Below are 23,522 nucleotides of genomic sequence, written 5' to 3' on the forward strand. Positions count from 1 at the left end.
GGGAACGCCGTGGGTAAATTCGATTTCGATGTGATCTGGACCGCCCTGCCCTATCTGTTCCAGACGGGCATGACGTTCACGCTGACGCTGACGGTGCTGGCCGCTGTAATGGGCCTGGCGCTGGGCACGCTGCTTGCGATGATGCGCTTGTCGCGCTTCAAGATCCTGTCGGTGCCGGCGGGCATTTATGTGAACGTGATGCGGTCGATTCCGCTGTTGCTGGTGATCTTCTGGTTCTACTTCCTGGTGCCGTACATTGCGGCCTGGGTGGTGGGGTCGCCTACGCCCTTGCGCGTGGGGGCGTTCAATTCAGCGGTCATCACCTTCACGATGTTCGAGGCCGCGTACTTCTGCGAAATCATGCGCGCCGGCATCCAGTCGATTGCGCGCGGGCAGGTGTCGGCCAGCATGGCGATTGGCCTGAGCCCGTGGCAAGGCATGCGCTACGTGATCTTGCCGCAGGCGTTTCGCAACATGGTGCCCGCGCTGCTGACGCGCGTGATCATCCTGTTCCAGGACACCTCGTTGGTCTACGTGCTGTCACTGACGGACTTCCTGGGCGCGGCCTCCAAGATCGGCCAGCGCGATGGCCGGCTGGTGGAGCTCTACCTCTTTGTGGCGGTGGTGTATTTCGTGATCTGCTTCACGGCGTCCCGCCTGGTCAAACTGCTGGAAAAGCGCACCCGTGTGCTGCGATAGGGTTTAACGATGCAATTTTCTTCGACGCCTCCGATGATCGAGATCAAGCAGGTCAGCAAGTGGTACGGCGCCTTTCAGGTGCTGGATGAATGCACGACGACCGTCGGCAAAGGCGAGGTCGTGGTGGTGTGCGGGCCGTCCGGGTCCGGCAAGTCCACGCTGATCAAGACCGTGAACGCGCTGGAACCCTTTCAACAGGGCGACATCGTGGTCAACGGCATTTCGGTGGGCGACCCCCGCACCAATCTGCCCAAGCTGCGTGCGGTGGCCGGCATGGTGTTCCAGCACTTCGAGCTATTCCCGCATCTGTCCGTGACCGAGAACCTGTGCCTGGGTCAGGTCAAGGTGCTGCGCCGCAGCAAGGACGAGGCGCGCACGCGTGCGCTGGCGCTGCTGGAACGCGTGGGCCTGTCGGCGCACAAGGACAAGCATCCCGGCGAATTGTCGGGCGGCCAACAGCAGCGCGTGGCCATTGCGCGCGCGCTGTCGATGGACCCGGTGGTGATGCTGTTTGACGAACCGACGTCTGCGCTGGACCCCGAGATGGTCAACGAGGTGCTGGACGTCATGACCGACCTTGCCCGCGAGGGCATGACGATGATGGTGGTGACCCATGAAATGGGATTCGCCCGCCGCGTCGCCGACCGTGTGATCTTCATGGACGGCGGCAAGATTGTTGAAGACTGCGACAAAGACGCGTTCTTCGGCAATGTAGAGGAACGTGCTCCGCGCACGCGCCAATTTCTTTCCAAAATTTTGCAGCATTGAACGCCATGACCCAGCGGACTCCCGCCGACCACCCGACCAGCCCTGTCGACCTGCGCAGCGACACGGTCACCCATCCCACCGCGGCCATGTACGAGCGCATGCGCACCGCGCCCATTGGCGACGACGGGCTGGATGGCGACCCTTCCGTACGCGCGCTGGAAGCCCATGTGGCGGCCCGCCTGGGCAAGGAAGCGGGGCTGTTCGTGCCCAGCTGCACCATGGCCAACCTGCTGGCCGTGCTGGCGCAAACGCAGCGCAACGAACAGGTGGTGCTGGAATCGTCCGCCCACATGTACACGTCGGAACGCGGCGCTGCGACCTTTACGGGCCTGTTCTACCAGGGCGTGTCCGGCACCGATGGCGCGATGGACCTGAACCGGCTGGACGAAGCGCTCTTGTCCGGCGGCCACCGTTTGAAGACGTCGCTGGTGGCGATGGAAACGTCGCACAACAACGCCGGGGGCGCGGTCTTGCCGCTGGATCATATGCAGGCCGTGTACGGCATGGCGAACGCGGCGGGCATCCCCGTGCACCTGGACGGCGCGCGCCTGTTCAACGCCGCGGTGGCGCTGGGCGTGCCGGCCGTTGAGATCACGCAGTACGCCGACACGGTGTCGCTGTGCCTGTCCAAGGGCCTGAGCGCGCCGGTGGGTGCGGTGCTGGCGGGCAGCAAGACGGTAATCGCCCGCACGCGCACCTTGCGCCGCATGCTGGGCGGCACGCAGCGCCAGTCCGGCATCATGGCGGCGGCCGGCTTGGAAGGCGTGCAGACGATGACCGACCGGCTCGTCGAAGACCACGTGCGCGCGCGCCGCTTGAGCGACGGCATCAATGGCTTGGCGCCTGCGCTGTCGGCAACTGTGCCGCAGACCAACATCGTGCAGGTCGAGACCGCTAACACCGGCATGACGAACGCCCAGTGGGTGGCGGCGTTGCAAGCGGAAGGCTTGTTGACCCGTCCGTGGGGGCGCACGCGGCTGCGCTGCGTGACCCATCGGCACATCGACGATGAAGACATCGATACCGCGGTGCAAGCCTTCGCCACGGTACTGAAAAAGCGTTGAGTTATCGCCGCCGGCAGGGGCCGGCGATGCGATAATGCCGGATGTCCACGACTACCCCTCTCACCCGTAAAGACTATTTCTGCGCCTTGGCGGTGGTGGTCATCTGGGGCCTGAATTTTGTTGTCATGAAGGTCGGCATGCGGGGCTTGTCCCCCATGATGCTGGGCGCACTCCGGTTCGCGCTGGCGGCCTTCCCCCTGATCCTGTTTGTGCGGCGGCCACAGCTGCCGTGGCACTGGATCGCCGCCTACGGGCTGGTGCAGGGGCTGGGCCAATTCGGCCTGCTGTTCACCGCGTTGAAGTTCGGCATGCCGGCTGGCATGGCCTCGCTGGTGATCCAGACGCAGGCGTTCTTCACGTTGCTATTGGCTGCGCCTGTGCTGGGCGAGCGGGCGCGCCGCCATCATTGGATCGGGCTGGGCGTGGCCGCGTTGGGGCTGGCGGTGATTGCCGGCGGACGCGGCGAAGGCCCTGGCCAGATGACGATGCTGGGCTTTGTGCTGACACTTGGCGGCGCGTTCATGTGGGCGGTGTCCAACCTGATCGTCCGGCTGGCCAGCCGCAAGGCGCCCGGCTACGACCCCTTCGCCTTCATCGCCTGGAGCAGCGCCGCACCGGTTCTGCCGTTCCTGCTGCTGGCCGTGCTGATCGACGGCTGGGAGCCGGTGGTAGGCATGGTGACGGGTATGGGCTGGGGCGAGGCGCTGTCGGTGCTGTACCTGGCGGTGCTGGCGACGCTCTTGGCCTACACCTTGTGGACCCAGTTACTGACCCGCCACCCTGCGGCGAAGATCGCGCCGTTCTCGTTGCTGGTGCCCGTCGTGGGCCTGTGGGCGGCGTCGGCGGCGTTTGGCGAAAGCTTGCAGCCCTTGCAATGGGTGGGCGCTGCCTGCGTGTTGGCGGGCCTGGTCGTCAATCAGGTGGGCGGGCGCTGGCTGCGCAGCCGCTGACCGTTGCCGTAGCGGCAGCTTTGCTGCCGCGCCCTGCTCTCGGCTGATGGGATTACACCGTCCTGCCGAGGGCGGCCCATCCGCCTACACCTGCTCGAAGCGAATGTAACGCTTGTCGGTGTACTCCCGGCGCGTCGTGATTTCCGTGACCGATGCGCCCGGCGGGCCGCGCCGCAACCATTCCAGCATGTGATCCACCTGGTCGGGCGTGCCCTGCACCAGGGCCTCGACCGTGCCGTCCAGCAGATTCTGCACCCAACCCGTCACCCCCAGCATGTGAGCGCGCCTGACCGTGGCGTGGCGATATCCCACGCCTTGCACGGTGCCGCTGATGCTGACGAGGACAGTTTCGAAATGGGTGTCGGATTGCGGAGCTTGCTGAGGGTCTTGCATGAATTTTCCTTCGGATGATGCGCCGCCCGGCGCGATGTGCGTAGGCGGTAATGGCTACGGCGGATGGTCTATAGGCCCGGATGGCACCGAAGCGATACGTTAGAGCTCATGTCAAAACGTGCCAACGGGAACACCCGCTACTAGAGCTTGGAGAAGCCATTATGGAAGAGACCAGTTTGTTGTCGGAAGCTGAGACAGCGCGCTACAGGGATCAGGGGTACCTGGCCCTGAAGGACATGTGCCCGCAGGATGAAGTGGGATACATCCGGCGGACGTTGCTGGACCTGTTTGCGAACAAGACCGGCTACAACGAGGGCGCACAGTACGACTTTGTCAGCCGGGATGATCCGTCCAAGCCGGCCAAGTTTCCCAGCCTGCACGATCCGCGTCATTATGCCCCCGGTCTGTTGAAGACGGCCTATCACGAGCGCACGCTGGACCTGGCTCGCCAATTGCTGGGCGAAGAGGCGGCGCTGTATGGCGAACACGCCCTGCTCAAGCCCGGCCCGTTCGGCCCCGAGACGCCGTGGCACCAGGACGAGGCGTTCCGTTCGCCCGACTTTGTCTACAACGAGCTGAGCATCTGGCTGGCGCTGCAACCGGCTACCGTTGAAAACGGCTGCATGCAGTTCATCCCCGGGTCCAACAAGTGGGACGTGCTGGAGCATCGTTCGCCTGGCGGCGACAAGACCCTGCATCCGCTGGAATGCTGCGGCGATTTCGCGCGCGACCAGGCGGTGGTCGAACCGCTGGACCCGGGCGGCATCACCGTGCACGACGCCCGCACGCTGCACTTCACGGGGCCGAACACGTCGCCGTCGCCGCGGCTGGCGTACATCCTGATCTACAACACGCCACCGGTCTACAAGCCGGGCCGCCGCGAATTCCCATGGCTGGAGGGCCGCTGGACCGATAGCCAGACCCGCAAAAAGCAATGGCACAAGCGCGGCGGCCTGGCGGTGGATGTGATGCGCCGTTTGCCGGGCGCGCGGCTGACCAGCCCGCGCTGGGTGGCGTGGGCGACGATCCGCGCGGTCAGCAAGGTCTGGCCGCGATAGCTTGGGTGGACCGGGGCCGCAGAGCCCCGGTCAGAGAGGGGGGGGCGAACGGGGCCGGCAAGCAGCGCTTGCCGGCCTCGGCGCGTATACTGGGCGGCGCCGCAGGGTCTGTCACCCAGGCGTTGCGGCACAGCCGCCCGCAGCCGGCGGCTCCAGATTCTAAAAATACGAAACGCAGCTGGCGCACCTCTATCACTCCTCAGACCTCCCATGACCGCTAACCTTTCTACGATCACCTGCATCGAAGATTTGCGCGCCGTTGCGCAAAAGCGCGTGCCGCGCATGTTCTACGACTACGCCGATTCCGGCGCCTGGACGGAAGGCACGTACCGCGCCAATGAAAGCGATTTTCAGAAGATCAAGCTGCGTCAGCGCGTGGCGGTGAACATGGAAGGCCGGTCGTTGCGCACCACCATGGTGGGGCATGACGTGGTGATGCCGCTGGCGATTTCGCCCACGGGTCTGACCGGCATGCAGCATGCGGATGGCGAGATCCTGGCGGCCAAGGCTGCGGCGGATTTCGGCGTGCCGTTCACGCTGTCGACGATGAGCATCTGCTCGCTGGAAGACGTGGCCGAAGCCACGAAGAAGCCGTTCTGGTTCCAGCTCTACGTGATGCGCGACCGCGAATTCGTGGCCAACCTGATCGACCGCGCCAAGGCTGCTGGCTGCACCGCGCTGGTGTTGACGCTGGACTTGCAGATCCTGGGCCAACGCCACAAAGACATCAAGAACGGCCTGTCGACCCCGCCCAAGCCCACCATCCGCAACCTGATCAACCTGGCGACCAAGCCGCGCTGGTGCATGGGCATGCTGGGCACCAAGCGCCGCACCTTCGGCAACATCGTCGGCCACGCCAAGGGCGTGAGCGACCTGTCGTCGCTGTCGGCCTGGACGGCCGAACAGTTCGACCCGCGCTTGAGCTGGGACGACGTGGAATGGATCAAGCAGCGCTGGGGCGGCAAGCTCATCATCAAGGGCATCCTGGATGTGGAAGACGCGCAGCTGGCCGCCAATAGCGGCGCGGATGCGCTCATCGTCAGCAACCACGGCGGGCGTCAGCTGGACGGCGCCATGTCGTCGATTGCCGCGCTGCCGTCGATTGCCGATGCGGTGGGCTCGAAGATCGAAGTCTGGATGGACGGCGGCATCCGTTCCGGCCAAGACATCCTGAAGGCCGTGGCGCTGGGCGCGCGCGGCACGATGATCGGCCGCGCTTTCCTGTACGGCCTGGGCGCCTACGGCCAGGCGGGCGTAACCCGCGCGCTGGAGCTGCTCTACAAGGAAATGGACACGACGATGGCCCTGTGCGGCCGCCGCTCGATCGAGCCGGGCGACCGCAGCATTTTGCTGCCGGGCACGTATCCGAACTGATCGGTCAGGGCGGCGAACGTGACACGTTGCCGCCCCTCAACCGCCATCCCCCCAATTACCTCCCGTTGCCCGCGCCCAGATACTGACTGGGCCGCCGCAACGCCGGATCAAACGGGTTGATCTGCGCACCAACCGCATCGGCCTCACGGCGCAGCATTTCCACGATCAACGGCAGGCGCTCATCGTTGATGCGTTCGATGGGGGCGGCGACGCTTAGCGCCGCCACTGTTACGCCGTTGGGGTCATACACCGGTACCGCCAGCCCCGCGATATTCGGGAACACGCCCTGCCCCTGGCTGCGCGCGTATTGCAGTTCCTGGCATTCCTTGATGCGCACGCGCATCGAGATCTCGTCCACAAAACCCAGATGATGCAGCCGCGGAATGTTGAAGCGGATCACTTCTTCGCGCTCGGCTTCCGGCAGGCTCGCCAACAGCACCAGGCCGCCCTGGCCCATGCCCAGCGGCACCCGCCCGCCAATGTCGCCCGTATGCGAACGCACGGGAAACGCGCCGTCTACGCGGTCCACGCAGACAGCATCGAAACCGCTGCGCACCAGCAGAAAAATCGTGTCGTTCAACATGCCTGACAAACGCAGCATGGCCGGCCGGTACAACGAACGCAGGCTCGACTGGTGGGTGCCGGCCGCCGCCGCCAGCGAGAAGAACGCCACGCTCAACTGGTAGCCCTTGCTTTGCGCGGGCTGCTCGACCACGCCTTCCTGCATCAGCCCTTGCAGCACGCGGTGCACCGTGGCTTGCGCCTGGCCGGTGCGCGCAGCGATATCGGTCAGGCGCAGCTTTTCTCCTTTCGCGTCAGCCAGCACGCGCAGCACGGCAAAGGCCCGCTGCAACACGCCCTGGCCACCGGAATCTTCTGCTGTTTCTGATTTCTTCATTCTTTGGTTCCGATAATCAAAATTACTGGGTGTATTTTTATCAGGAAATTCAGCTAGATGGAATTAATAGTTAAAAAATTCGATTCTTCGGAAAACCCTAATTGACCCCGGCTTTTGGCAAATCCTAGACTGCCCCATCAATAAGCCGCTACGCGCGGCGCAACGCCCGCACCGGGCGACGGGGTTTGGAAAATGTCATTTCTGCGGCTGGACAACGTCTCCAAGAACTACGGCGACCTGCGCGTCGTTTCCGATCTGAGCCTGACAGTGGAACAAGGGGAGTTTGTCTCGCTGCTGGGGCCATCCGGTTGCGGCAAGACCACCACCTTGCAGATGATTGCCGGCTTTGCCGACGTCACCCGCGGCACCATCACGCTGGATGGGCGCGACATCACCCACGCCAAGCCCAACACGCGCGGGCTGGGCATCGTGTTCCAGAGCTATGCGCTGTTTCCGCACCTGACGGTTGCCGACAACGTGGCCTTCGGGCTGAAGATGCGCAAGGTGGACCGCGCGGAACGCCAGGAGCGCGTACGGGAAGCGCTGGCGCTGGTGAAGCTGGACAAGCACGCCGACCGCTTTCCGCGTGAACTCTCCGGCGGTCAGCGCCAACGCGTGGCGCTGTCGCGCGCGCTGGTCATCCGCCCGCCCGTGCTGCTGCTGGACGAGCCGCTGTCCAACCTGGACGCCAAGCTGCGCGAAGACATGCAGTTCGAGCTGCGCAGCATTCAGAAGAAGATCGGCACCACCACCGTCATGGTCACGCATGACCAGGCCGAAGCGCTGTCCATCAGCGACCGCGTCGTGGTCATGCAGGATGGCCGCGCCACTCAGGTCGATGCGCCGTTTCGCATGTACGAACATCCGCAAACCGAATTCATCTCGCGCTTTGTGGGCAAGACCAATCTGCTGCCGGGCCGCGTCACGCGTTGCGGTGCGCAGGCCGAAATCGAAACCGGCGCGCTGCGTGTCGTGGTGGATGGCGAAGGCCTGCGCCATGGCGACACCGTGCAGCTGTCGCTGCGCCCCGAAAAGCTCGTGCCCGTGCCGGCTGGCCAGGGCAAGCTGGCCTGTGTGGTCAACACGCGCTACTTCCTGGGCAGCCAGTGGATGTACGACCTGGATTCGCCTGTGGGGACGCTGACCATCCTGACGCCCAACGACGGCCGCCGCCCGCACGACGATGGCGAAACCATCGGCCTGGACTGGGCAGAAGGCGTGTTGCGCGTGCTGCGCGCGCCGGGCGCGCCAGACGTCAGCCCTGCGCAAAACGTCCATGGCGCACATGGCGCCCATGCCGCGCAAGACGTTCACGGGGCCTGACATGGCGACACTGACTCAAGCCGCCGCCGGCCCCAAGCCGCGCAACGACGGCACGCTCGCCATCCTGGGTTCGCTGCCGCTGGCCATTGTTTTTTTGACGCTGGTGCTGACGCCGCTGGCGTTGACCTTCGTGCTGTCGTTCCGCCCCTTCGACTACAGCGCGGGCATTTTGCCGGGCCATACGTTCGAACACTATCTGGCGGTGGTCACCGACAGCTACTTCCTGGAAATCTTCTGGCGCACGTTCTGGATCGCGGGCGTCACCACGCTGATCTGCGTGCTGATCGGCGCACCCGAAGCCTACATCCTGTCGCGCATGGGCAAGCCCTGGCGCTCCATCTTCCTGCTGGTCGTGCTGTCGCCGTTGTTGATCTCGCTGGTGGTGCGCGCCTTTGGCTGGAGCATGCTGCTGGGCCCGGGCGGCGCCATTGGCAAAGCTGCTGCGGCGTTGGGGATGGGGCCGCTGCTTTACACGCCCACCGCCGTCATCATCGGCCTGGTGCACGTGATGCTGCCCTTCATGGTGATTCCGGTTTGGACCTCGCTGCAAAAGCTCGACCCCACTGTTGAACACGCCGCGCTGTCGCTGAATGCCTCGCGCTTTCAGACGCTGACGCGCATCGTGCTGCCGCAGGCGATGCCGGGCATCTTGTCGGGCAGCCTGATCGTGTTCGGCTTGTCGGCCAGCTCGTTCGCCATTCCCGCGCTGTTGGGCGGACGCCGTCTGAAGATGGTGGCCACCGTCGTGTACGACGAATTCCTGACCGAGCTCAACTGGCCGCTGGGCGCGGCCATCGCGATCGTGCTGCTGGTGGTCAACGTGATCATCATGATGGCGTACAACCGCGTTGTTGAACGCTCTTACCGCCGCAGCCTCGGCTAGCCCGCAAAGGAATTCAACATGCAGAAGAACGGTCCTTTCGCGCTGGCGTTCAACTTCCTGGTGGTGGCGTTCGTGCTGGCGCCGCTGGTCATCGTGTGCCTCGTGGCGTTCACGCCCGACACCACATTGACGGTGCCGACAACGAGCTTTTCGCTGCGCTGGTTCCGCGCCGTGTTCGACCACCCCAACTTCATGCAGGCCTTTCAGAACAGCCTGTGGCTGGCGTTTCTGTCGGCCACGATCGCGGTGTGCCTGGCGGTGCCAGCGGCCATCGCCATCACGCGTTACCGCTTTCCGGGCCGCGACGTGTTGAACGGTTTGTTCCTGTCGCCGCTGATGATCCCGCATCTGGTGCTGGGCGTGGCGCTGCTGCGCTTCTTTGCGCTGATGGGCATGGCGGGAAGTTTCCCGTGGCTGGTCGCCGCGCACGTGGTCGTCATCACGCCGTATGTGATGCGGCTGGTGATAGGCGCGCTGGTTGGCTTTGACCGCTCCATCGAACACGCCGCGCTGTCGCTCGGCGCCAGCCGCGCCACCGTGTTCTTTCAGGTGACGCTGCCGCTGATCATTCCCGGCGTGTCGGGCGGCTGGCTGCTGGCGTTCATCAACAGCTTTGACGAGCTGACGATGTCGGTGTTCATCACCGCGCCGTCCACCATCACGCTGCCCGTGCGCATGTACATGTACGCCACTGAATCCATCGACCCGATGATGGCCGCCGTGTCCGCCCTGGTCATCGGCCTGACCGCCGTCACCATGCTGCTGCTGGACCGTGTCTACGGACTGGACCGCGTTCTGGTGGGCCAGAAATGATCACCCCGCCATTTGCAAAAAGAGAGGCGCCGGCATCATGGCAATTCTGAAACGCCTGGCCGAAACGGGCCGGCCTGCGGTGACCTTCACGCTTGACGGGCAAGCCTGCCGCGCCTTGGCTGGCGACACCGTGCTGACCGCCGTGCTGACCCAAGCCGACCGCGTGCGCCAGTCTGAATTCGGCGGCGGCCCGCGCGCGGGCTTCTGCATGATGGGCGCCTGCCAAGACTGCTGGATGCAGCTGGAAGACGGCTCGCGCGTGCGCGCCTGTTCCACCTTCATCGAACCCGGCATGCGCCTGCAAAGCACGCCGCTTGCGCCTGCCGCCGTGCCGGGTTCGTTATCGGCCGCAGCATGGCCGGAGGACGACGCAGCATGAGCATGATGATGCCTGTGATCGTGGGCGCCGGCCCCGCTGGCGTGCGCGCCGCGCAAGCGCTGGTGGCGCAAGGCCTGCGCCCCGTCATTCTGGACGAAGCCCCACGCGCCGGTGGCCAGATCTACCGCCAGCCTCCACCCGGATTCCAACGCGCGAAATCCGAACTCTACGGGTTTGAACACCGCAAGGCCGATGCCGTGCACCGCACCATGGCCGACATATTGCCGCATGTGGACTACCGCCCCGGCAGCCTGGTGTGGAACGTGGAAGGCAAGACGCTGGACGTCTTGCAGGATGGCGTCAGCACGGCCGTGCCGTACACGCACCTGATCCTGGCCACGGGCGCGACGGATCGCGTGCTGCCCTTTCCCGGCTGGCTAACGCCCGGCGTCTACACCTTGGGCGGGTCGCAGGTGGCGCTGAAGTTCCAGGGCTGCGCCATCGGTTCGCGCGTGGTCTTCATGGGCACGGGGCCGTTGCTGTATCTGGTGGCGTATCAATACGCCAAGGCCGGCGCACAGGTGGCGGCGGTGCTGGATACCTCGCGCTTCACGGATCGGCTGGCGGCCTTGCCGGGCCTCATGCGCGCACCCGGTCTGCTGGCCAAGGGCCTGTACTACATGGCGTGGCTGCGCGCACACGGCGTGCCGCTGCGTTCGGGCGTGCGGCCGGTGGCCGTGCAGGGCGACGCGCGCGTGACGGGGCTGAGCTATCGCCAGGGCGCGCGCCTGCACACCATTGATTGCGACGCCGTGGCCTATGGCCTGGCCTTGCGATCCGAAACGCAGCTGGCCAGCCTGGTCGGCTGCGCGTTCGAATTCAATGCCCGCGACCGCAACTGGACGCCACGGCGCGATGCCGCCGGACGCAGCAGCGTGCCGGGCGTTTACGTGGCGGGCGACGGCGCGGCCATCGGCGGCGCGGATGCCGCCGAACTGGCCGGCGAACGCGCCGCGCTGGCCTTGCTGGAAGACACAGGCCATTCGCACGACGCCGCGCGTGCGCGGGTGCTCGAAGCACGGCTCGCCGCCAACAGCCGTGTGCGCACCGCGCTGGAACTCGCGTTCCCCTTCCCCGAAGATTGGGCGGCCAGCATTGCGGACGACACCGTGCTGTGCCGCTGCGAAGAAGTCACCGCCGGCACGCTGCGCCAAGCCGTGCGCGACACGGATGCGCAGGAACTGAATCGCGTCAAAGCATTGACGCGCGTCGGCATGGGACGCTGCCAGGGCCGCATGTGCGGCGCCGCGGCAGCGGAAGTGCTGGCGCACGCTTGCGGCCGATCCCCCGCCGACGTTGGCCGCTTGCGCAACCAGCCGCCCGTCAAACCCGTGCCGGTGCGCGTGGTGTGCCTGGAACGGCAAGAGAAGGTGTCGGCATGATGCAGCGCATTGATACCGAAGTGGCCATCATCGGCGGCGGCATTGTCGGCGGCAGCGCCGCCTTGTTCCTGCGCCGGCTAGGCGTACCCGTGGTGCTGCTGGAAGCCGCGCTGTGTGGCGCGCGCGCAAGCGGCGTGAACTACGGCGGCGTGCGCCGCCAGGGCCGCGGGCTGGAACAGATGCCGCTGACTCGCCGCGCACATGAGCTATGGGACCAGCTGCCATCGCTGATCGGCATCGATGGCGAATACGTGCGTTCCGGCCATCTGAAACTGGCCGCCTCGGAAGCCGACATGGCGCTGCTGGAGGCATACCGTGAACGCACACGCGGCTTTGGCATGCACCTGGAAATGCTGGACCGCCGTGCGCTTGCGCAACGCTTCGGCTGGCTGGGCCAGGACGTCGCTGGCGGTTCGTTCTGCCCCGAAGACGGCCACGCCAACCCGCGCCTGGTGTCCCCTGCGTTCGGCCGGGCAGCGCGCGCATTGGGCGCTGATGTGCGCGAGGGCGCGCGCGTTACCTCCGCCGAACACGACGGCTCGCACTTCATCGTGCGCGCCGGCGATATCGAAGTGCGTTCGCGCTTCCTGCTCAATTGCGCGGGCGCCTGGGCGGGACGATTCGCTGAAAGCTTCGGCGAGCCGGTACCCGAGACCTCCATCCACCCGCTGATGATGGTGACCGAACCGCTGCCCGTGTTCATGAGCGTCAGCTTGGGCATACAAGGCGGCGGCATCTATGCCCGCCAGGTTGCGCGCGGCAACTGCGTCATCGGCGGCGGACGCGGCGTGTCGTCAGACCCCGACTTCGCAAGGCCCGGCCGCGCCGGCCTGGGCACGCTGATGGCCAACGCCACGAAGCTGCTGCCTGTGCTGCGCGGCGCCCAGGTCATCCGTTTCTGGACCGGCGTGGAAGGCAATATGCCCGACCACAATCCGGTGCTGGGCCCCAGCTCCACCGTGCCAGGCCTGTTCCACGCCTTCGGCCTGTCGGGCGCGGGCTTTCAGATCGGCCCCGCCGTGGGCGAAGTGCTGTCCGAATTGGTCGTGCGCGGCCAGTCCTCCATTCCTATCGATGCCTTCCGCATTGAACGATACGCGGTGGCCGCTCACGGCGCCGCGGCTCGGCCTGAGAGTGTTCGTGAGCAAACGCTGGAGTCACCATGATGGATAAGAAACAGGGCGCATCGCGCCTGAGCAAGGGGAAGTGGCTGCTGGGCGCGGCGATGATGACGTTGCTGTCTGCGGGCGCCATGGCGCAGCAGAAGACGTTGTACGTCGGCATGAACGGCGGCGACATGGAACGCGCCTTCACGCAGTACGTGTTCCCGGACTTCGAAAAGGCCAACAACGTGAAAATCGTTGTGGTGCCAGGCACGTCCACCGACGTGCTGGCCAAGGCGCAAGCCTACAAAGACAAGCCGCAGATGCACGTCATGTTCCTGGACGACGGCATCATGGCGCGCGCGATTTCAATGGGCCTGTGCGAACAGTTGAACGACGACCCCGTCCTGAAAGAGCTCTACCCCACCGCCGTGATGAAGGACCGCATGGCCGCCGGTATCGACATCGGCATGACGGGCCTGGGCTACAACACCAAGATGTTCGCCGACAAAGGCTGGGCGCCGCCCACGTCATGGATGGATCTGGCCGACCCCAAGTACAAGGGCAAAGTCGTATTCCAGTCGGCATCCGGCAGCACCTTCGGCCTGCACGGCTTCCTGATGTTCAATCGCATCCAGGGCGGCGACGACAAGAACTACGAACCCGGCTTCAAGAAATGGCCCGACACCATCGGCCCCAACGTGCTGGAATACATCCCCAACTCGGCCAAGCTGGCCGAGATGATCCAGTCCAACGAAGCCGCCATCTTCCCGCTGACCCCCACCGCCATCGCCCGCTTGAAAAAGCGCGACATCCCCGTGGAATACGCACAGCCTAAAGAAGGCTCGGTGATCCTGATGGTGGGTGAATGCGTCATCGCCAAAAACAGCGAACCCGAGCTGTCGCAGAAACTGGCGCTGTACCTGCTGTCGGCCAGCGCGCAAGCCAAGGCGCTGGAAATGGGCGGCCACTTCCCGTCGAACAAAAACGTAAAGGCCCCCGCCGACAACGCCGAATCCCTCAAGCGCTTCCAGGGCTACATGGAAAACGCCAAGATCCTGGACTGGGACCAGATCAACACCGCACGCCCCGCCTTCAACGCCCGCTGGAACCGCACAGTGGAACGTTAAACAACGGGTCAAGATCTGGCACGGTGACAACGAAAACGTTGCTAAGATCTTGCGGCGCGCCGCCTGTGGACAAGCCGCAGGCGCGCACCGCACACCGCACACCGCACACCGCGCAGCACGCAACACGCAACACGCACCACGCAACACCCACCACGCAACACCCACCACGCTCCGGGCCTGCCCACGCCCGCACACAGGGAAGAACCAGCATGCGGCTCATCATCAACTCCGGCGGCCCCCAAGCCATAGACGAATGGCGCGCACAATTCCGCACATTCGCCCCGGCGCTGGACGTGGTGGGCTGGCATGAAAACGTCGACCCGGCCAGCATCGACTACGCCCTGGTCTGGGCCCCCGACGCCGGCCGGCTGGCCACCTTCCCCAACCTGAAACTCATCATCAGCGCAGGCGCCGGCGTCGACCACATCCTGGCCGACCCGCAACTGCCGCGCCACCTGTCCATCGCCCGCATGGTCACCAGCCGCACCCAGACCGAAATGGCCGAGTTCGTGCTGACCTCTGCGCTGATGCTCACCCGCGACATCAAACGCGTCGTCGACAACCAGGCGCGCCGCCACTGGGAAGTGTTCGACTCCCTGCGCGTTGCCGCCGACGTGCGCGTCGGCATCATGGGCCTGGGCCACCTGGGCGTCGCCAGTGCGCAATTGCTGTCACGCGTTGGCTTCCCCGTCAGCGGCTGGTCACGCGGCGCCAGCAAACTCGACGGCCTGCCGTCCTACGCCGGCCAAGACCAGTTCGGCGAATTCCTCTCCAACACCGACCTGCTCGTCTGCCTGCTCCCCGCCACGGACGCCACCAAAGGCATCCTGAACGCCGCCACGCTATCGCAACTACCGCGCGGCGCCAGCCTGATCAACGCCGGCCGCGGCTCGCACATGGTGACGCAAGACGTCATCAACGCCTTGGACAGCGGCCAGTTGAACCAGGCGATTCTCGACGTATTCGAGCAAGAGCCCTTGCCCGAAGATTCCCCATTGTGGATGCACCCCGGCATCATCATCACGCCCCATTGCGCGGCGATCCCCGATCGCAAAGAACGCGCGCGCCACACCGCGTTGTTGATCGAAGCGAATGAGCGCGGCGAAGCGCTACCGAACATCTTCGACCCGGTGCGTGGATATTGAGCCACCCCGACGCTGGGCCGCGCGTCCTACATCTCGAACGCACCGAGACAGCCCCCCAAACTCGTCCAACCATCACAACGCGTAAGCCCCCCCAAACTCGTCCAATCATCACAACGCGTAAGCCCCAAAAGGCCGCCCGCGCGGCCGGCCTGGGGCGGGCCCTGCAAGATCTTCCATCACACCCCGCCGTTGGCAAGCACCCCAAGCAAACCACTCGCCCCAGCTGACGTGAAATTTCCATTGACGGAGCATGGGGTGACGGGGGCCGGTGGGGTGCGGGGAGTCGATAAGCCCGAGGGAATCTGAAGGAAGCGCCGCAGGCGCTGACGAAGATGACGACGGGGCAGTCCGGAGCGAAGGCTCCGGACCGCAATCGTTGACCCGCACCCCACCGGCCCCCGTCACCCCATGCGTCAAAAGAACTCATCAGCATCAGCAAGAGCAACAGCAACAGCATCAGCACCAGAGTCAGCAACAACACCAAAAAAACCGCAAAATCTGCAAACCGCCCAAAGCTACATTGCCCTCCAAGGAGCCAGCATGAAGCCCGAAACCCGAACCCAATACGCCCAGCGCCTAACCCCCGTCCTGCACTGGCTAGCCGCCCACCCTGACGCCGACCCCGACCTGCACCAACTCGCCGACTTGGCCTGCCTGTCGCCGTATCACTTTCACCGGGTCTACCGCGCCATGATGGGCGAAACCGTCAACGCCACTGTCCAGCGCCTTCGCATGCATCGCGCCGCGATCGCACTGGCTGGCACGCAGGACCCACTACGCAACGTTGCGCAACGCGCCGGCTACGACTCCGACGCCGCGTTCAACCGCGCGTTTGGGAACGTATTTGGCATCTCTCCGGGCCGGTATCGGGCCGCCCGCTCCCAACCCTTCACCCCCAAGGAGCAAGCCATGTACCCCATCGACATCGAAACCTTCCCCGGCGCCACCCTCGCCGTCCTGCCCCATCGCGGAAGCTACCAAAACATCGGCACCACCTTCACCCGCGCCTTCATGCTGGCCGCAAGCCGAGGCATCGCCGCGCCTGAATCCATTGGCTTCGGCGTCTACTTCGATGACCCCGAACAAGTCCCGGAAAGCCAGCTGCGATCCCTTGCCGGCATGTCCGTGGCCCCCGACGCCGACCTGGGCAGCGAACTCGAACGCTTTGAAATTCCCGCCGGCCGCTGCGCCATCCTGACCTACACCGGCCCCTACAACGAAATGAGCAAACCCTACAACTGGATGTTCTCGGAATGGCTGCCCGCAAGCGGCATGACACCCGCCGACTTCCCCATGTTCGAGCAATACCTGAACGACCCCCGCACCACCCCGCCCGCGCAACTGCAAACCCGCATCTGCCTGCCCCTGAAATAGCGCCCCGCAAAAAGGCTACCCCAGCACGCCCGCCAGATATTGTCTGAGCCAGGCGTGCGCGGGGTCGTCCTGATAGCGCTCGTGCCAATACAGCGACACCGCAATCGGCGGCAACGTCAGCGGCACCTTCTGCGTCACAATCCGCGCCGCACCCGTCATCGCCTTCGCAATGCTGATCGGCATCGTCGCAATCAAATCTGAACCCTCAACAATGAACGGGCACACCAGATAACTCGACAGCGTCGCCACGATCTTGCGGCTGAGGTTCTGCCCCATCAGGATGCGGTCAATCGCCGTACTGAAGTACCGCGTATGCGCCGCCAGATCCAAATGGCCATAGCTCAGGTACGCATCCAGATTCCAACGCTTGCGCAAACAGGGATGGCCCTCGCGCACGATGCACACGGCAGGCTCCTGATACAGAAACCGCGTGCGCAAATCCGGCGCCGGGTCTGGAAAATAGCCCGCAATCAACTCCACATGATTCGTGTCCAGCATGCTCAAGCCATGCTGCGGCCGCGCCGGCACAATCTGCAGCTGAAAATGCGGCGCATCCACCGCCAGCCGGGGAATCAGCTTGGGCAGCAACGTGTACTGCACATAGTCCGTTGCATACAACGACAGCGTGCGCGAGGAATGCGCCGGGTCGAACGCCTCTCGCGTGCGCGTTGCGCGATGCCACCCTTCCAACAGCGGCTTGAAATTCTGATGCAGCTCCAGCGCCCGCACCGTCGGTTGCCACGCCCCGCTTTCACGCACCAGCAAAGGGTCGCCAAACAACTGCCGCAGCCGGTTCATCGCCGCACTCATCGCCGGCTGGCTGATGTTTAGCTGCTCGGCCGCGCGCGACACATTGCGGCACGCCATCAAGGCATCGAAATGCAGAAGCAGATTCAGGTCCGGATTCTTCACGGCCGCGCACCTATAAATGGCAGTTATACAAATATAAACCTGTAGGACTGCTGTCATTCAATGCGCAGGCCTAGGATGGACCCGTTGTTGCAGCGAACCAAGGTCGGACACGCATGATCCGGCCACAAGGAAGTTCTATCAACAAGGGGAAACCAAGCCATGAACTCAGGGCTGATACGCAGTTGCTGTCGCATTGCCGCCGGGGTCGCGTTGTTTGCGGCCGCGGGTTCCGCCAGCGCCGCCTGGCCGGATAAAGTGATCCGCATCGTCGTGCCGTTTGCGGCGGGCGGGTCCACCGACCTGATTGCGCGCAAGGTGGCCGAAGGATTGGGCCAGCGCCTGTCCGCCAACGTCATCGTCGAAAACCGCCCCGGCGCAGGCGGCACTGTCGGCACCGAATACGTCGCCCGCCAGCCGGCCGACGGCTACACCATTCTGATGGGCTCGGTCAGCACGCACGGAAGCGCCCCATGCGTGTATTCCAAACTGCCCTACGACGCCATCAAAGACTTCACCCCGCTGACGGTAGTGGCCACGATTCCCAACGTGATGTCGGTGAATCAATCGGTGCCCGCCAACACCCTGCAAGAGTTCGTGGCGCTGTTGAAGAAAGACCCTGAGAAGTACTCCTTCGCCTCCAACGGCCAAGGCACGTCGAACCACCTGGCGGCCGAACTCTTCAAGACCACCGCTGGCGTGTCGATGGTGCACGTGCCGTATCGCGGTTCCGGTCCCGCGCTGATCGACCTGGTGGGCGGCCAGATCAACATGATGATGGACGTGGTGATGACGTCCTACCCCTACATCAAGGACGGCAAGCTCAAAGCATTGGCAGTGACGTCGCCGCAGCGGTCGACGATGTTGCCCGACGTGCCCACCGTGGCGGAATCCGGTTACCCCGGCTACGAGGCCATGGTGTGGTTCGGCATGCTGGCGCCCGCCAACTTGCCCGAGCCGCTGCGCCAAAAGCTCACTGACGGCCTGGTGCAAACCTTGCACGCGCCCGCCATGAAAACCTATCTGGAGCAGCAAGGCGCGCAGGTGTCAGACGTAGCCGGCCCCGCGTTCGGCACGATGATCAAAGACGAAATCAGCAAGTGGTGCCAGGTGGTCAAGAAGGCCGACATCCGTCTGGATTGATCGTCCCGCTCCACAACATTCTTTATTGGAAAGAACGATATGTATCGCATAGGGATAGACGTCGGAGGCACGTTTACCGATTTCACGATGATCGACGAGGACGCCGGCGTGGTGCACTTTCACAAAGTGCCTTCCACGCCGCACGACCCCTCGGAAGCCATCGCCACCGGTATCGGCCAGATGCTCACGGACCACGGCGTAGCGCCCTCGCAGGTGTCGCACGTGGGGCATGGCACCACAGTCGCCACCAACCTCATCATTGAACGCAAGGGCGCGCGTGTTGGGCTGATCACCACGCGCGGCTTTCGCGACGTGCTCGAAATAGGCCGGCAGACGCGCCCGCATTTGTATGACTACAGCGTGGGCAAGCCGCCCGTTGCCGTGCCGCGCGAGTTTCGCGTGGAAGTCGACGAACGCGTGAATGCCGCCGGTGACGTGCTGACGCCGCTGAATGATGAGCAGGTGCTGGCGGCGGCGAAGCAGTTCGCCGCCGCCGGTATCGAAGCCGTCACGATCTGCTTTCTGCATGCCTACCGGAACCCTGAACACGAGCGGCGCGCGGCGCGCATCGTGGCGGAAGTCATGCCGGATGCCTACATCAGCCAGTCGTCGGATGTGCTGCCGGAATTCCGCGAATACGAACGCCTGTCCACCACCGTGCTGAACGCGGCTGTAGGCCCGAAGATGGCGCGCTATCTTGAACGCTTCCTGCAACGGGTGCGCGATCTGGATATCGGCCACGAACCGCACACCATCCATTCCAACGGCGGCCTGATGTCGATTGCCACCGTGCGCCAATATCCAGTGCGGACGTGTTTGTCCGGGCCGGCGGCGGGCGTGGTGGGCGCGGCGGCCGTGGGGCGCGCCATCGGCAGCCTGAATCTTGTCACCTTCGACGTGGGCGGCACCAGCACCGACGTGTCCTTGGTGTGCGACGGACGTCCGCTGTTTACCTCGCATCGTCATGTGGCGGGCTACCCGGTGAAGACGCCGATGGTGGATATCCATGTGATTGGCGCGGGCGGCGGCAGCATTGCGTGGCTGGACGACGCCGGTGCATTGAAGGTAGGCCCGCACAGCGCGGGCGCGGTGCCGGGGCCGGTGGGCTATGGCCGCGGCGGTCAGGAGCCAACCATCACCGATGCCGAGATCGCGCTGCAACGGTTGAACCCGGTCGCGTTGTTGAACGGCCGCATGCCCGTGCATGCAGAAGCGGCGCGCCGTGTGATTGAACAACGCGTGGCCGAACCGTTGGGCCTGGACCGCGAAGCCGCAGCCGAAGGCATTCTGCGCATTGCCGCAGCGAACATGAGCCGCGCCATCCGCGCCGTGTCCACCGAGCGCGGCTATGACTTGTCGCGCTTCGCGCTCTACGCCTACGGCGGCGCGGGGCCATTGCACGCCGTCGAAGTGGCCGAGGAATGCGGCATTCCTGTCGTCATCGTGCCGCAGGAACCCGGCACGATGTGCGCACGCGGCATCTTGCTAAGCGACATCTCGTTTGACTTCGTGCAAAGCGAAATCTCGCTGGCAAGCGAAGCGGCCTGGCCCGCAATCTCAACCCTCTTCGACGGGCTGCGCACGCAAGCCCAGAACTGGCTGGACGACGAGCGTGTGGACCCCGCATTGCGGATCTGCCACAGCGCCATCGACGCGCGCTACGAAGGCCAGAACTTTGAAGTGCAGGTCAGCCTGGACGATACGGGCGCGGGCGGCTACGCCGAATTTGCGCGCCGCTTCGCTGAAGCACACGAGCGCGAATACGGCTACACCGTCGACGACCGCAACGTGCAGATCATCAACTGCCGCATGCAGGCCGTGGGCCAGGTGGTCAAGGCCCCGCTTGCGCCGCGCCATATCGGCGGGGTGCTGGAAGACGCCAGGCTGGGCGTACGCAAGGCGTACTTCGGCGCCGAACACGGCTGGCGTGAAACGCCGGTGTACGACCGCGACCGCGTGCCAACCGGCGCCCGCTTCACCGGCCCCGCGCTGCTGGAAGAAATGAGCTCGACCACCGTGGTGGGCGTGGGCCAGCACGTCAGCGTGGACGAATACGGCAACCTGATCATCCGTTTGCAAGGAGGCTTGAATGACTAAGCCCAACCCTCACGACGCCGGCGCGGCACTGGCCGACCCCATCGGCATGGAAGTGTTCTGCAACCGCCTGCTGTCCATCACCGAAGACATGAACAACACGCTCGTGCGCGCGTCGTTCTCCACCAACATCAAGGAACGCAAGGACTGCTCCGTCGCACTGTTTGATGCGGCTGGCAGGCTGGTGGCGCAAGGCACGCAGATTCCGTTGCACCTGGGGTCGCTGGATGGCGCAATGGGCGCGATTCTTCGCACGTTCAAGGCCGACGACATCCGCGAAGGCGATGTCTTTATCTGCAATGACCCGTACCTGGCGGACGGCAGCCATCTGCCCGACATCAACATCGTCACGCCCGTGTTCTGGGACGGCGTGCTGCGCTTTTTCGCCGCCAATATTGCGCACCATTCGGATGTGGGTGGCGCGGTGCCGGGGTCGATCGCGGGCGGCTTGAAATCCATTTTTGAGGAAGGCATACGCATTCCCGCGTGCCGCATCGCCAAGCACGGCGAGACCGACGAAGACATGCTGCGCCTGATCTGCGCGAACACCCGCGACCCGGAAGAACGCGTGCTGGACTTGCGCGTGCAGATGGCCACCAACCGCCGGGGCGCGGCCGCTGTGCAAGGCCTGATCCGCCAGATGGGGCTGGATGCGGTGCTGCGTTCGGTTGACGACGTCATCGCGTACACGCGCCGACGCCTGCTCAATCGCATCGCTGAATTGCGTCAGGGCAGCTACACGTTCCGCAGCGATCTGGACGACGACGGCATGGGTGGCGACCCGGTGCCGATACAAGTCACGCTGACCGTGAACCCCGGCAATCTGCACTTCGATTTCGAAGGCTCGGGCAAGCAGGCGCGTGGCGCGATGAACCTGCCCTTCAACGCTTTGCGCGCTTGCGTGTACTACGCCGTGAAAGCGCTGCTTGACCCGGATCTTGCGCCGAATGCGGGCTTGTTCGATCCCATCTCGGTGTCGGCGCCGGTGGGCACGATTACCAACCCGGAACATCCGGCGGCAGTGGGCGCGCGGTCGATTACGGCGCAGAAAGTGGCGGGCGCCATCTTCGGTGCGTTTCGTGGTTTGCTGCCGCCGGAAAAGACCATGGCGTCCAGCAACGACTGCTGCCCCGCCATTGTGTTTTCAGGCCGCTGGCGCGAACGCGCGGGGCACTTCGTGTACCTGGAAACGTTGGGCGGCGGCGCGGGTGCGCGCTTTGATGCCGATGGCATGGACGCGGTGCATGTGCACATGACCAACACGTCGAACCTGCCGGTGGAAGCGCTGGAAAACGAGTACCCGCTGATGATGGACGAGTACGCGATGATTCCGGATTCGGGCGGCGCGGGCCGCACACGCGGCGGGCTGGCGATTGCCAAGCAGATTCGCGCGGTGGGGCCGGGCATCGTGTTCTCGGCGCGATCGGACAGCCATACGGTAGGCGTCGCAGCCGGGGTGGACGGCGGCGGTGACGGACGCCGTGCGCGCCTGATCCGCAACTTCGGCACGCCCCAGGCGGAAGAACTGTTTTCGAAGACGGCGAACATCGCGTTGGCGCCGGGTGACAGCGTGCGGATTGAAACCCCGGGCGGTGGCGGTTACGGCGCGCCTGCCGAGCGGTTGCGCACCCGTATCGAGCAAGATCTGGCGGATGGAAAGATCAGCGCCGAGGCCGCTAGAAAGGACTATGGCGCTGTGCAGGGCGCTGTCTAGGGCTCGGCAGCCCAGTTACCCCACGTTGAGCGTCATCGAGTATTTCATCTTGTCGTGCGGGAACGTGGTGATGGTGGCAAGCAGCAGCAGGCCGCCTTCGCCGTAGTAGCGGCGGGTAATGACAAAGCCCGCCGTCTTGGGTTCAACCTTGAGTTGCTTGGCGATCGTCGCGTTGATGGGCGTGGCCGAGAACTCCTGGTTGACCTCGGTGATGCGGTCGCCAAAGTGGTCTTCGATCAGGCGCAAGAGCGAGATGCGCGACTTGACCTCGACGCGCACATCCGAGTGTTCGGGGTCGGCGTAGATCAGCGTGCTGGCGGCGGCGGTGTCCGGGTCGTCAAGGGTCTTGATGGAGTTGATGTGCAGCCAGGATTTATCAGCCGAGCAGCCCAGCGCTTCGGCCAGCCGCTTGGGCAGCTTGATGGTGCGTACGTCTTGCACCAGCAGCGCGGCGTTGCGCGCGTATTGCAGCAGGTCAGGAAACTGCGAAATACGCTGCGTGAAGCGGGTGCTGGCACGGGCGGTTTCCACGCGAGTGCCGACGCCGGGGCGGCGCGACACCATGCCCGCCACGGTCAGCATGCGGATGGCTTCGCGAATGGTGTGGCGGCTGGCGTTGAACTGATCGCAAAGCTCGTGTTCCGTCGGCAGCAGCGTCATGACGGGGTAGCGGCCGGTGCTGATGTCTTGGGACAGCGTCTGGAAAATGCTCTTGTAACGGGGGCCGCTGGCGTCGGCATCCGGCGCGTGCGATTCCGGTTTGCCGCGCGCCTGCCGTGCTCCGCCAGGGCCCGCCGCGCGCTCGGAGGATCGGGTCATCGGGAGGCTCCTTGAATTGTTATATGGGGTTTGTACGGACAATAACCGATTGACAGCGGTGTCTTGTGGGATTCATTATTTGTCCGGACATTCATGTACGGACAAAG

The 23,522-nt window shown here is 64.7% G+C and carries 22 protein-coding genes; 18 read left to right on the forward strand and 4 right to left on the reverse strand.

Going from position 1 to position 23,522, the window contains the following annotated elements:
* Nucleotides 1-9 precede the first annotated feature (9 nt).
* The 4 genes from HV765_RS17365 to HV765_RS17380 are packed head-to-tail and all read left to right on the forward strand — an operon-like array spanning nucleotide 10 to nucleotide 3,481.
* Nucleotides 10-699: an amino acid ABC transporter permease gene (locus tag HV765_RS17365; RefSeq protein ID WP_054420907.1), complete on the forward strand. Its 690-nt coding sequence runs from the start codon at nucleotides 10-12 to the stop codon at nucleotides 697-699.
* 33 nt (nucleotides 700-732) lie between these two features.
* Complete coding sequence (locus HV765_RS17370) at nucleotides 733-1,467, forward strand: amino acid ABC transporter ATP-binding protein (protein ID WP_175170517.1); 735 nt, start codon at nucleotides 733-735, stop codon at nucleotides 1,465-1,467.
* Between the two features lie 5 nt (nucleotides 1,468-1,472).
* Nucleotides 1,473-2,531, forward strand: a complete 1,059-nt coding sequence (locus HV765_RS17375; RefSeq protein ID WP_175170452.1) for a threonine aldolase family protein — start codon at nucleotides 1,473-1,475, stop codon at nucleotides 2,529-2,531.
* A gap of 41 nt (nucleotides 2,532-2,572) precedes the next feature.
* Complete coding sequence (locus HV765_RS17380; protein WP_054420909.1) at nucleotides 2,573-3,481, forward strand: EamA family transporter; 909 nt, start codon at nucleotides 2,573-2,575, stop codon at nucleotides 3,479-3,481.
* Nucleotides 3,482-3,565: 84 nt separating this feature from the next.
* On the opposite strand, the gene HV765_RS17385 is transcribed toward HV765_RS17380, so the two are convergent.
* On the reverse strand, nucleotides 3,566-3,874 hold the full coding sequence (locus HV765_RS17385) for an acylphosphatase (RefSeq protein ID WP_054420910.1): 309 nt from the start codon (nucleotides 3,872-3,874) through the stop codon (nucleotides 3,566-3,568).
* A gap of 161 nt (nucleotides 3,875-4,035) precedes the next feature.
* Between HV765_RS17385 and HV765_RS17390 the strand changes: the two genes are divergently transcribed.
* Complete coding sequence (locus HV765_RS17390) at nucleotides 4,036-4,932, forward strand: phytanoyl-CoA dioxygenase family protein (RefSeq protein WP_175170453.1); 897 nt, start codon at nucleotides 4,036-4,038, stop codon at nucleotides 4,930-4,932.
* Nucleotides 4,933-5,142: 210 nt separating this feature from the next.
* Nucleotides 5,143-6,306: an alpha-hydroxy acid oxidase gene (locus HV765_RS17395; protein WP_054420912.1), complete on the forward strand. Its 1,164-nt coding sequence runs from the start codon at nucleotides 5,143-5,145 to the stop codon at nucleotides 6,304-6,306.
* A 55-nt stretch (nucleotides 6,307-6,361) separates the two neighbouring features.
* Here HV765_RS17395 and HV765_RS17400 read toward each other — a convergent pair whose 3' ends face one another.
* Nucleotides 6,362-7,204: an IclR family transcriptional regulator gene (locus HV765_RS17400; protein ID WP_175170454.1), complete on the reverse strand. Its 843-nt coding sequence runs from the start codon at nucleotides 7,202-7,204 to the stop codon at nucleotides 6,362-6,364.
* A 192-nt stretch (nucleotides 7,205-7,396) separates the two neighbouring features.
* On the opposite strand from HV765_RS17400, the gene HV765_RS17405 reads away from it, so the two are divergent.
* From HV765_RS17405 to HV765_RS17445, 9 genes are all read left to right on the forward strand, one after another.
* The gene (locus HV765_RS17405) at nucleotides 7,397-8,527 is read left to right on the forward strand and encodes an ABC transporter ATP-binding protein (protein ID WP_175170455.1); all 1,131 of its coding nucleotides are present in this window, start codon (nucleotides 7,397-7,399) and stop codon (nucleotides 8,525-8,527) included.
* Nucleotide 8,528: 1 nt separating this feature from the next.
* The gene (locus HV765_RS17410; protein ID WP_054421372.1) at nucleotides 8,529-9,410 is read left to right on the forward strand and encodes an ABC transporter permease; all 882 of its coding nucleotides are present in this window, start codon (nucleotides 8,529-8,531) and stop codon (nucleotides 9,408-9,410) included.
* A gap of 18 nt (nucleotides 9,411-9,428) precedes the next feature.
* Entirely contained in the window at nucleotides 9,429-10,223 is a 795-nt protein-coding gene (locus HV765_RS17415) for an ABC transporter permease (RefSeq protein ID WP_054420915.1), read from the forward strand.
* A 37-nt stretch (nucleotides 10,224-10,260) separates the two neighbouring features.
* Entirely contained in the window at nucleotides 10,261-10,602 is a 342-nt protein-coding gene (locus tag HV765_RS17420; protein WP_054420916.1) for a (2Fe-2S)-binding protein, read from the forward strand.
* Complete coding sequence (locus HV765_RS17425) at nucleotides 10,599-11,984, forward strand: FAD/NAD(P)-dependent oxidoreductase (protein ID WP_054420917.1); 1,386 nt, start codon at nucleotides 10,599-10,601, stop codon at nucleotides 11,982-11,984. The genes HV765_RS17420 and HV765_RS17425 overlap by 4 nt, the downstream gene beginning before the upstream one ends.
* Nucleotides 11,981-13,150, forward strand: a complete 1,170-nt coding sequence (locus HV765_RS17430; RefSeq protein WP_175170456.1) for an NAD(P)/FAD-dependent oxidoreductase — start codon at nucleotides 11,981-11,983, stop codon at nucleotides 13,148-13,150. The genes HV765_RS17425 and HV765_RS17430 overlap by 4 nt, the downstream gene beginning before the upstream one ends.
* A complete protein-coding gene (locus tag HV765_RS17435) occupies nucleotides 13,147-14,217 on the forward strand; it encodes an ABC transporter substrate-binding protein (protein WP_054420919.1) in 1,071 nt (356 codons plus the stop codon). The genes HV765_RS17430 and HV765_RS17435 overlap by 4 nt, the downstream gene beginning before the upstream one ends.
* Nucleotides 14,218-14,426: 209 nt before the next feature.
* A complete protein-coding gene (locus tag HV765_RS17440; RefSeq protein ID WP_175170457.1) occupies nucleotides 14,427-15,362 on the forward strand; it encodes a 2-hydroxyacid dehydrogenase in 936 nt (311 codons plus the stop codon).
* Between the two features lie 540 nt (nucleotides 15,363-15,902).
* Nucleotides 15,903-16,736: an AraC family transcriptional regulator gene (locus tag HV765_RS17445; protein ID WP_054420921.1), complete on the forward strand. Its 834-nt coding sequence runs from the start codon at nucleotides 15,903-15,905 to the stop codon at nucleotides 16,734-16,736.
* Between the two features lie 15 nt (nucleotides 16,737-16,751).
* Here HV765_RS17445 and HV765_RS17450 read toward each other — a convergent pair whose 3' ends face one another.
* Nucleotides 16,752-17,648 (reverse strand): LysR family transcriptional regulator, encoded by an 897-nt coding sequence (locus tag HV765_RS17450; protein ID WP_254600617.1) that lies wholly within the window; start codon nucleotides 17,646-17,648, stop codon nucleotides 16,752-16,754.
* A gap of 159 nt (nucleotides 17,649-17,807) precedes the next feature.
* On the opposite strand from HV765_RS17450, the gene HV765_RS17455 reads away from it, so the two are divergent.
* From HV765_RS17455 to HV765_RS17465, 3 genes are read left to right on the forward strand one after another with little or no spacing between them, the layout of a single operon-like run.
* The gene (locus tag HV765_RS17455) at nucleotides 17,808-18,788 is read left to right on the forward strand and encodes a Bug family tripartite tricarboxylate transporter substrate binding protein (protein WP_175170458.1); all 981 of its coding nucleotides are present in this window, start codon (nucleotides 17,808-17,810) and stop codon (nucleotides 18,786-18,788) included.
* 39 nt (nucleotides 18,789-18,827) lie between these two features.
* Complete coding sequence (locus tag HV765_RS17460; RefSeq protein ID WP_175170459.1) at nucleotides 18,828-20,885, forward strand: hydantoinase/oxoprolinase family protein; 2,058 nt, start codon at nucleotides 18,828-18,830, stop codon at nucleotides 20,883-20,885.
* A complete protein-coding gene (locus tag HV765_RS17465; RefSeq protein WP_175170460.1) occupies nucleotides 20,878-22,596 on the forward strand; it encodes a hydantoinase B/oxoprolinase family protein in 1,719 nt (572 codons plus the stop codon). The genes HV765_RS17460 and HV765_RS17465 overlap by 8 nt, the downstream gene beginning before the upstream one ends.
* 15 nt (nucleotides 22,597-22,611) lie before the next feature.
* On the opposite strand, the gene HV765_RS17470 is transcribed toward HV765_RS17465, so the two are convergent.
* On the reverse strand, nucleotides 22,612-23,415 hold the full coding sequence (locus tag HV765_RS17470; protein ID WP_175170461.1) for a GntR family transcriptional regulator: 804 nt from the start codon (nucleotides 23,413-23,415) through the stop codon (nucleotides 22,612-22,614).
* Between the last annotated feature and the right edge of the window lie 107 nt (nucleotides 23,416-23,522).

This window comes from Achromobacter kerstersii (assembly GCF_902859595.1).
Lineage (GTDB): Bacteria > Pseudomonadota > Gammaproteobacteria > Burkholderiales > Burkholderiaceae_B > Achromobacter > Achromobacter kerstersii.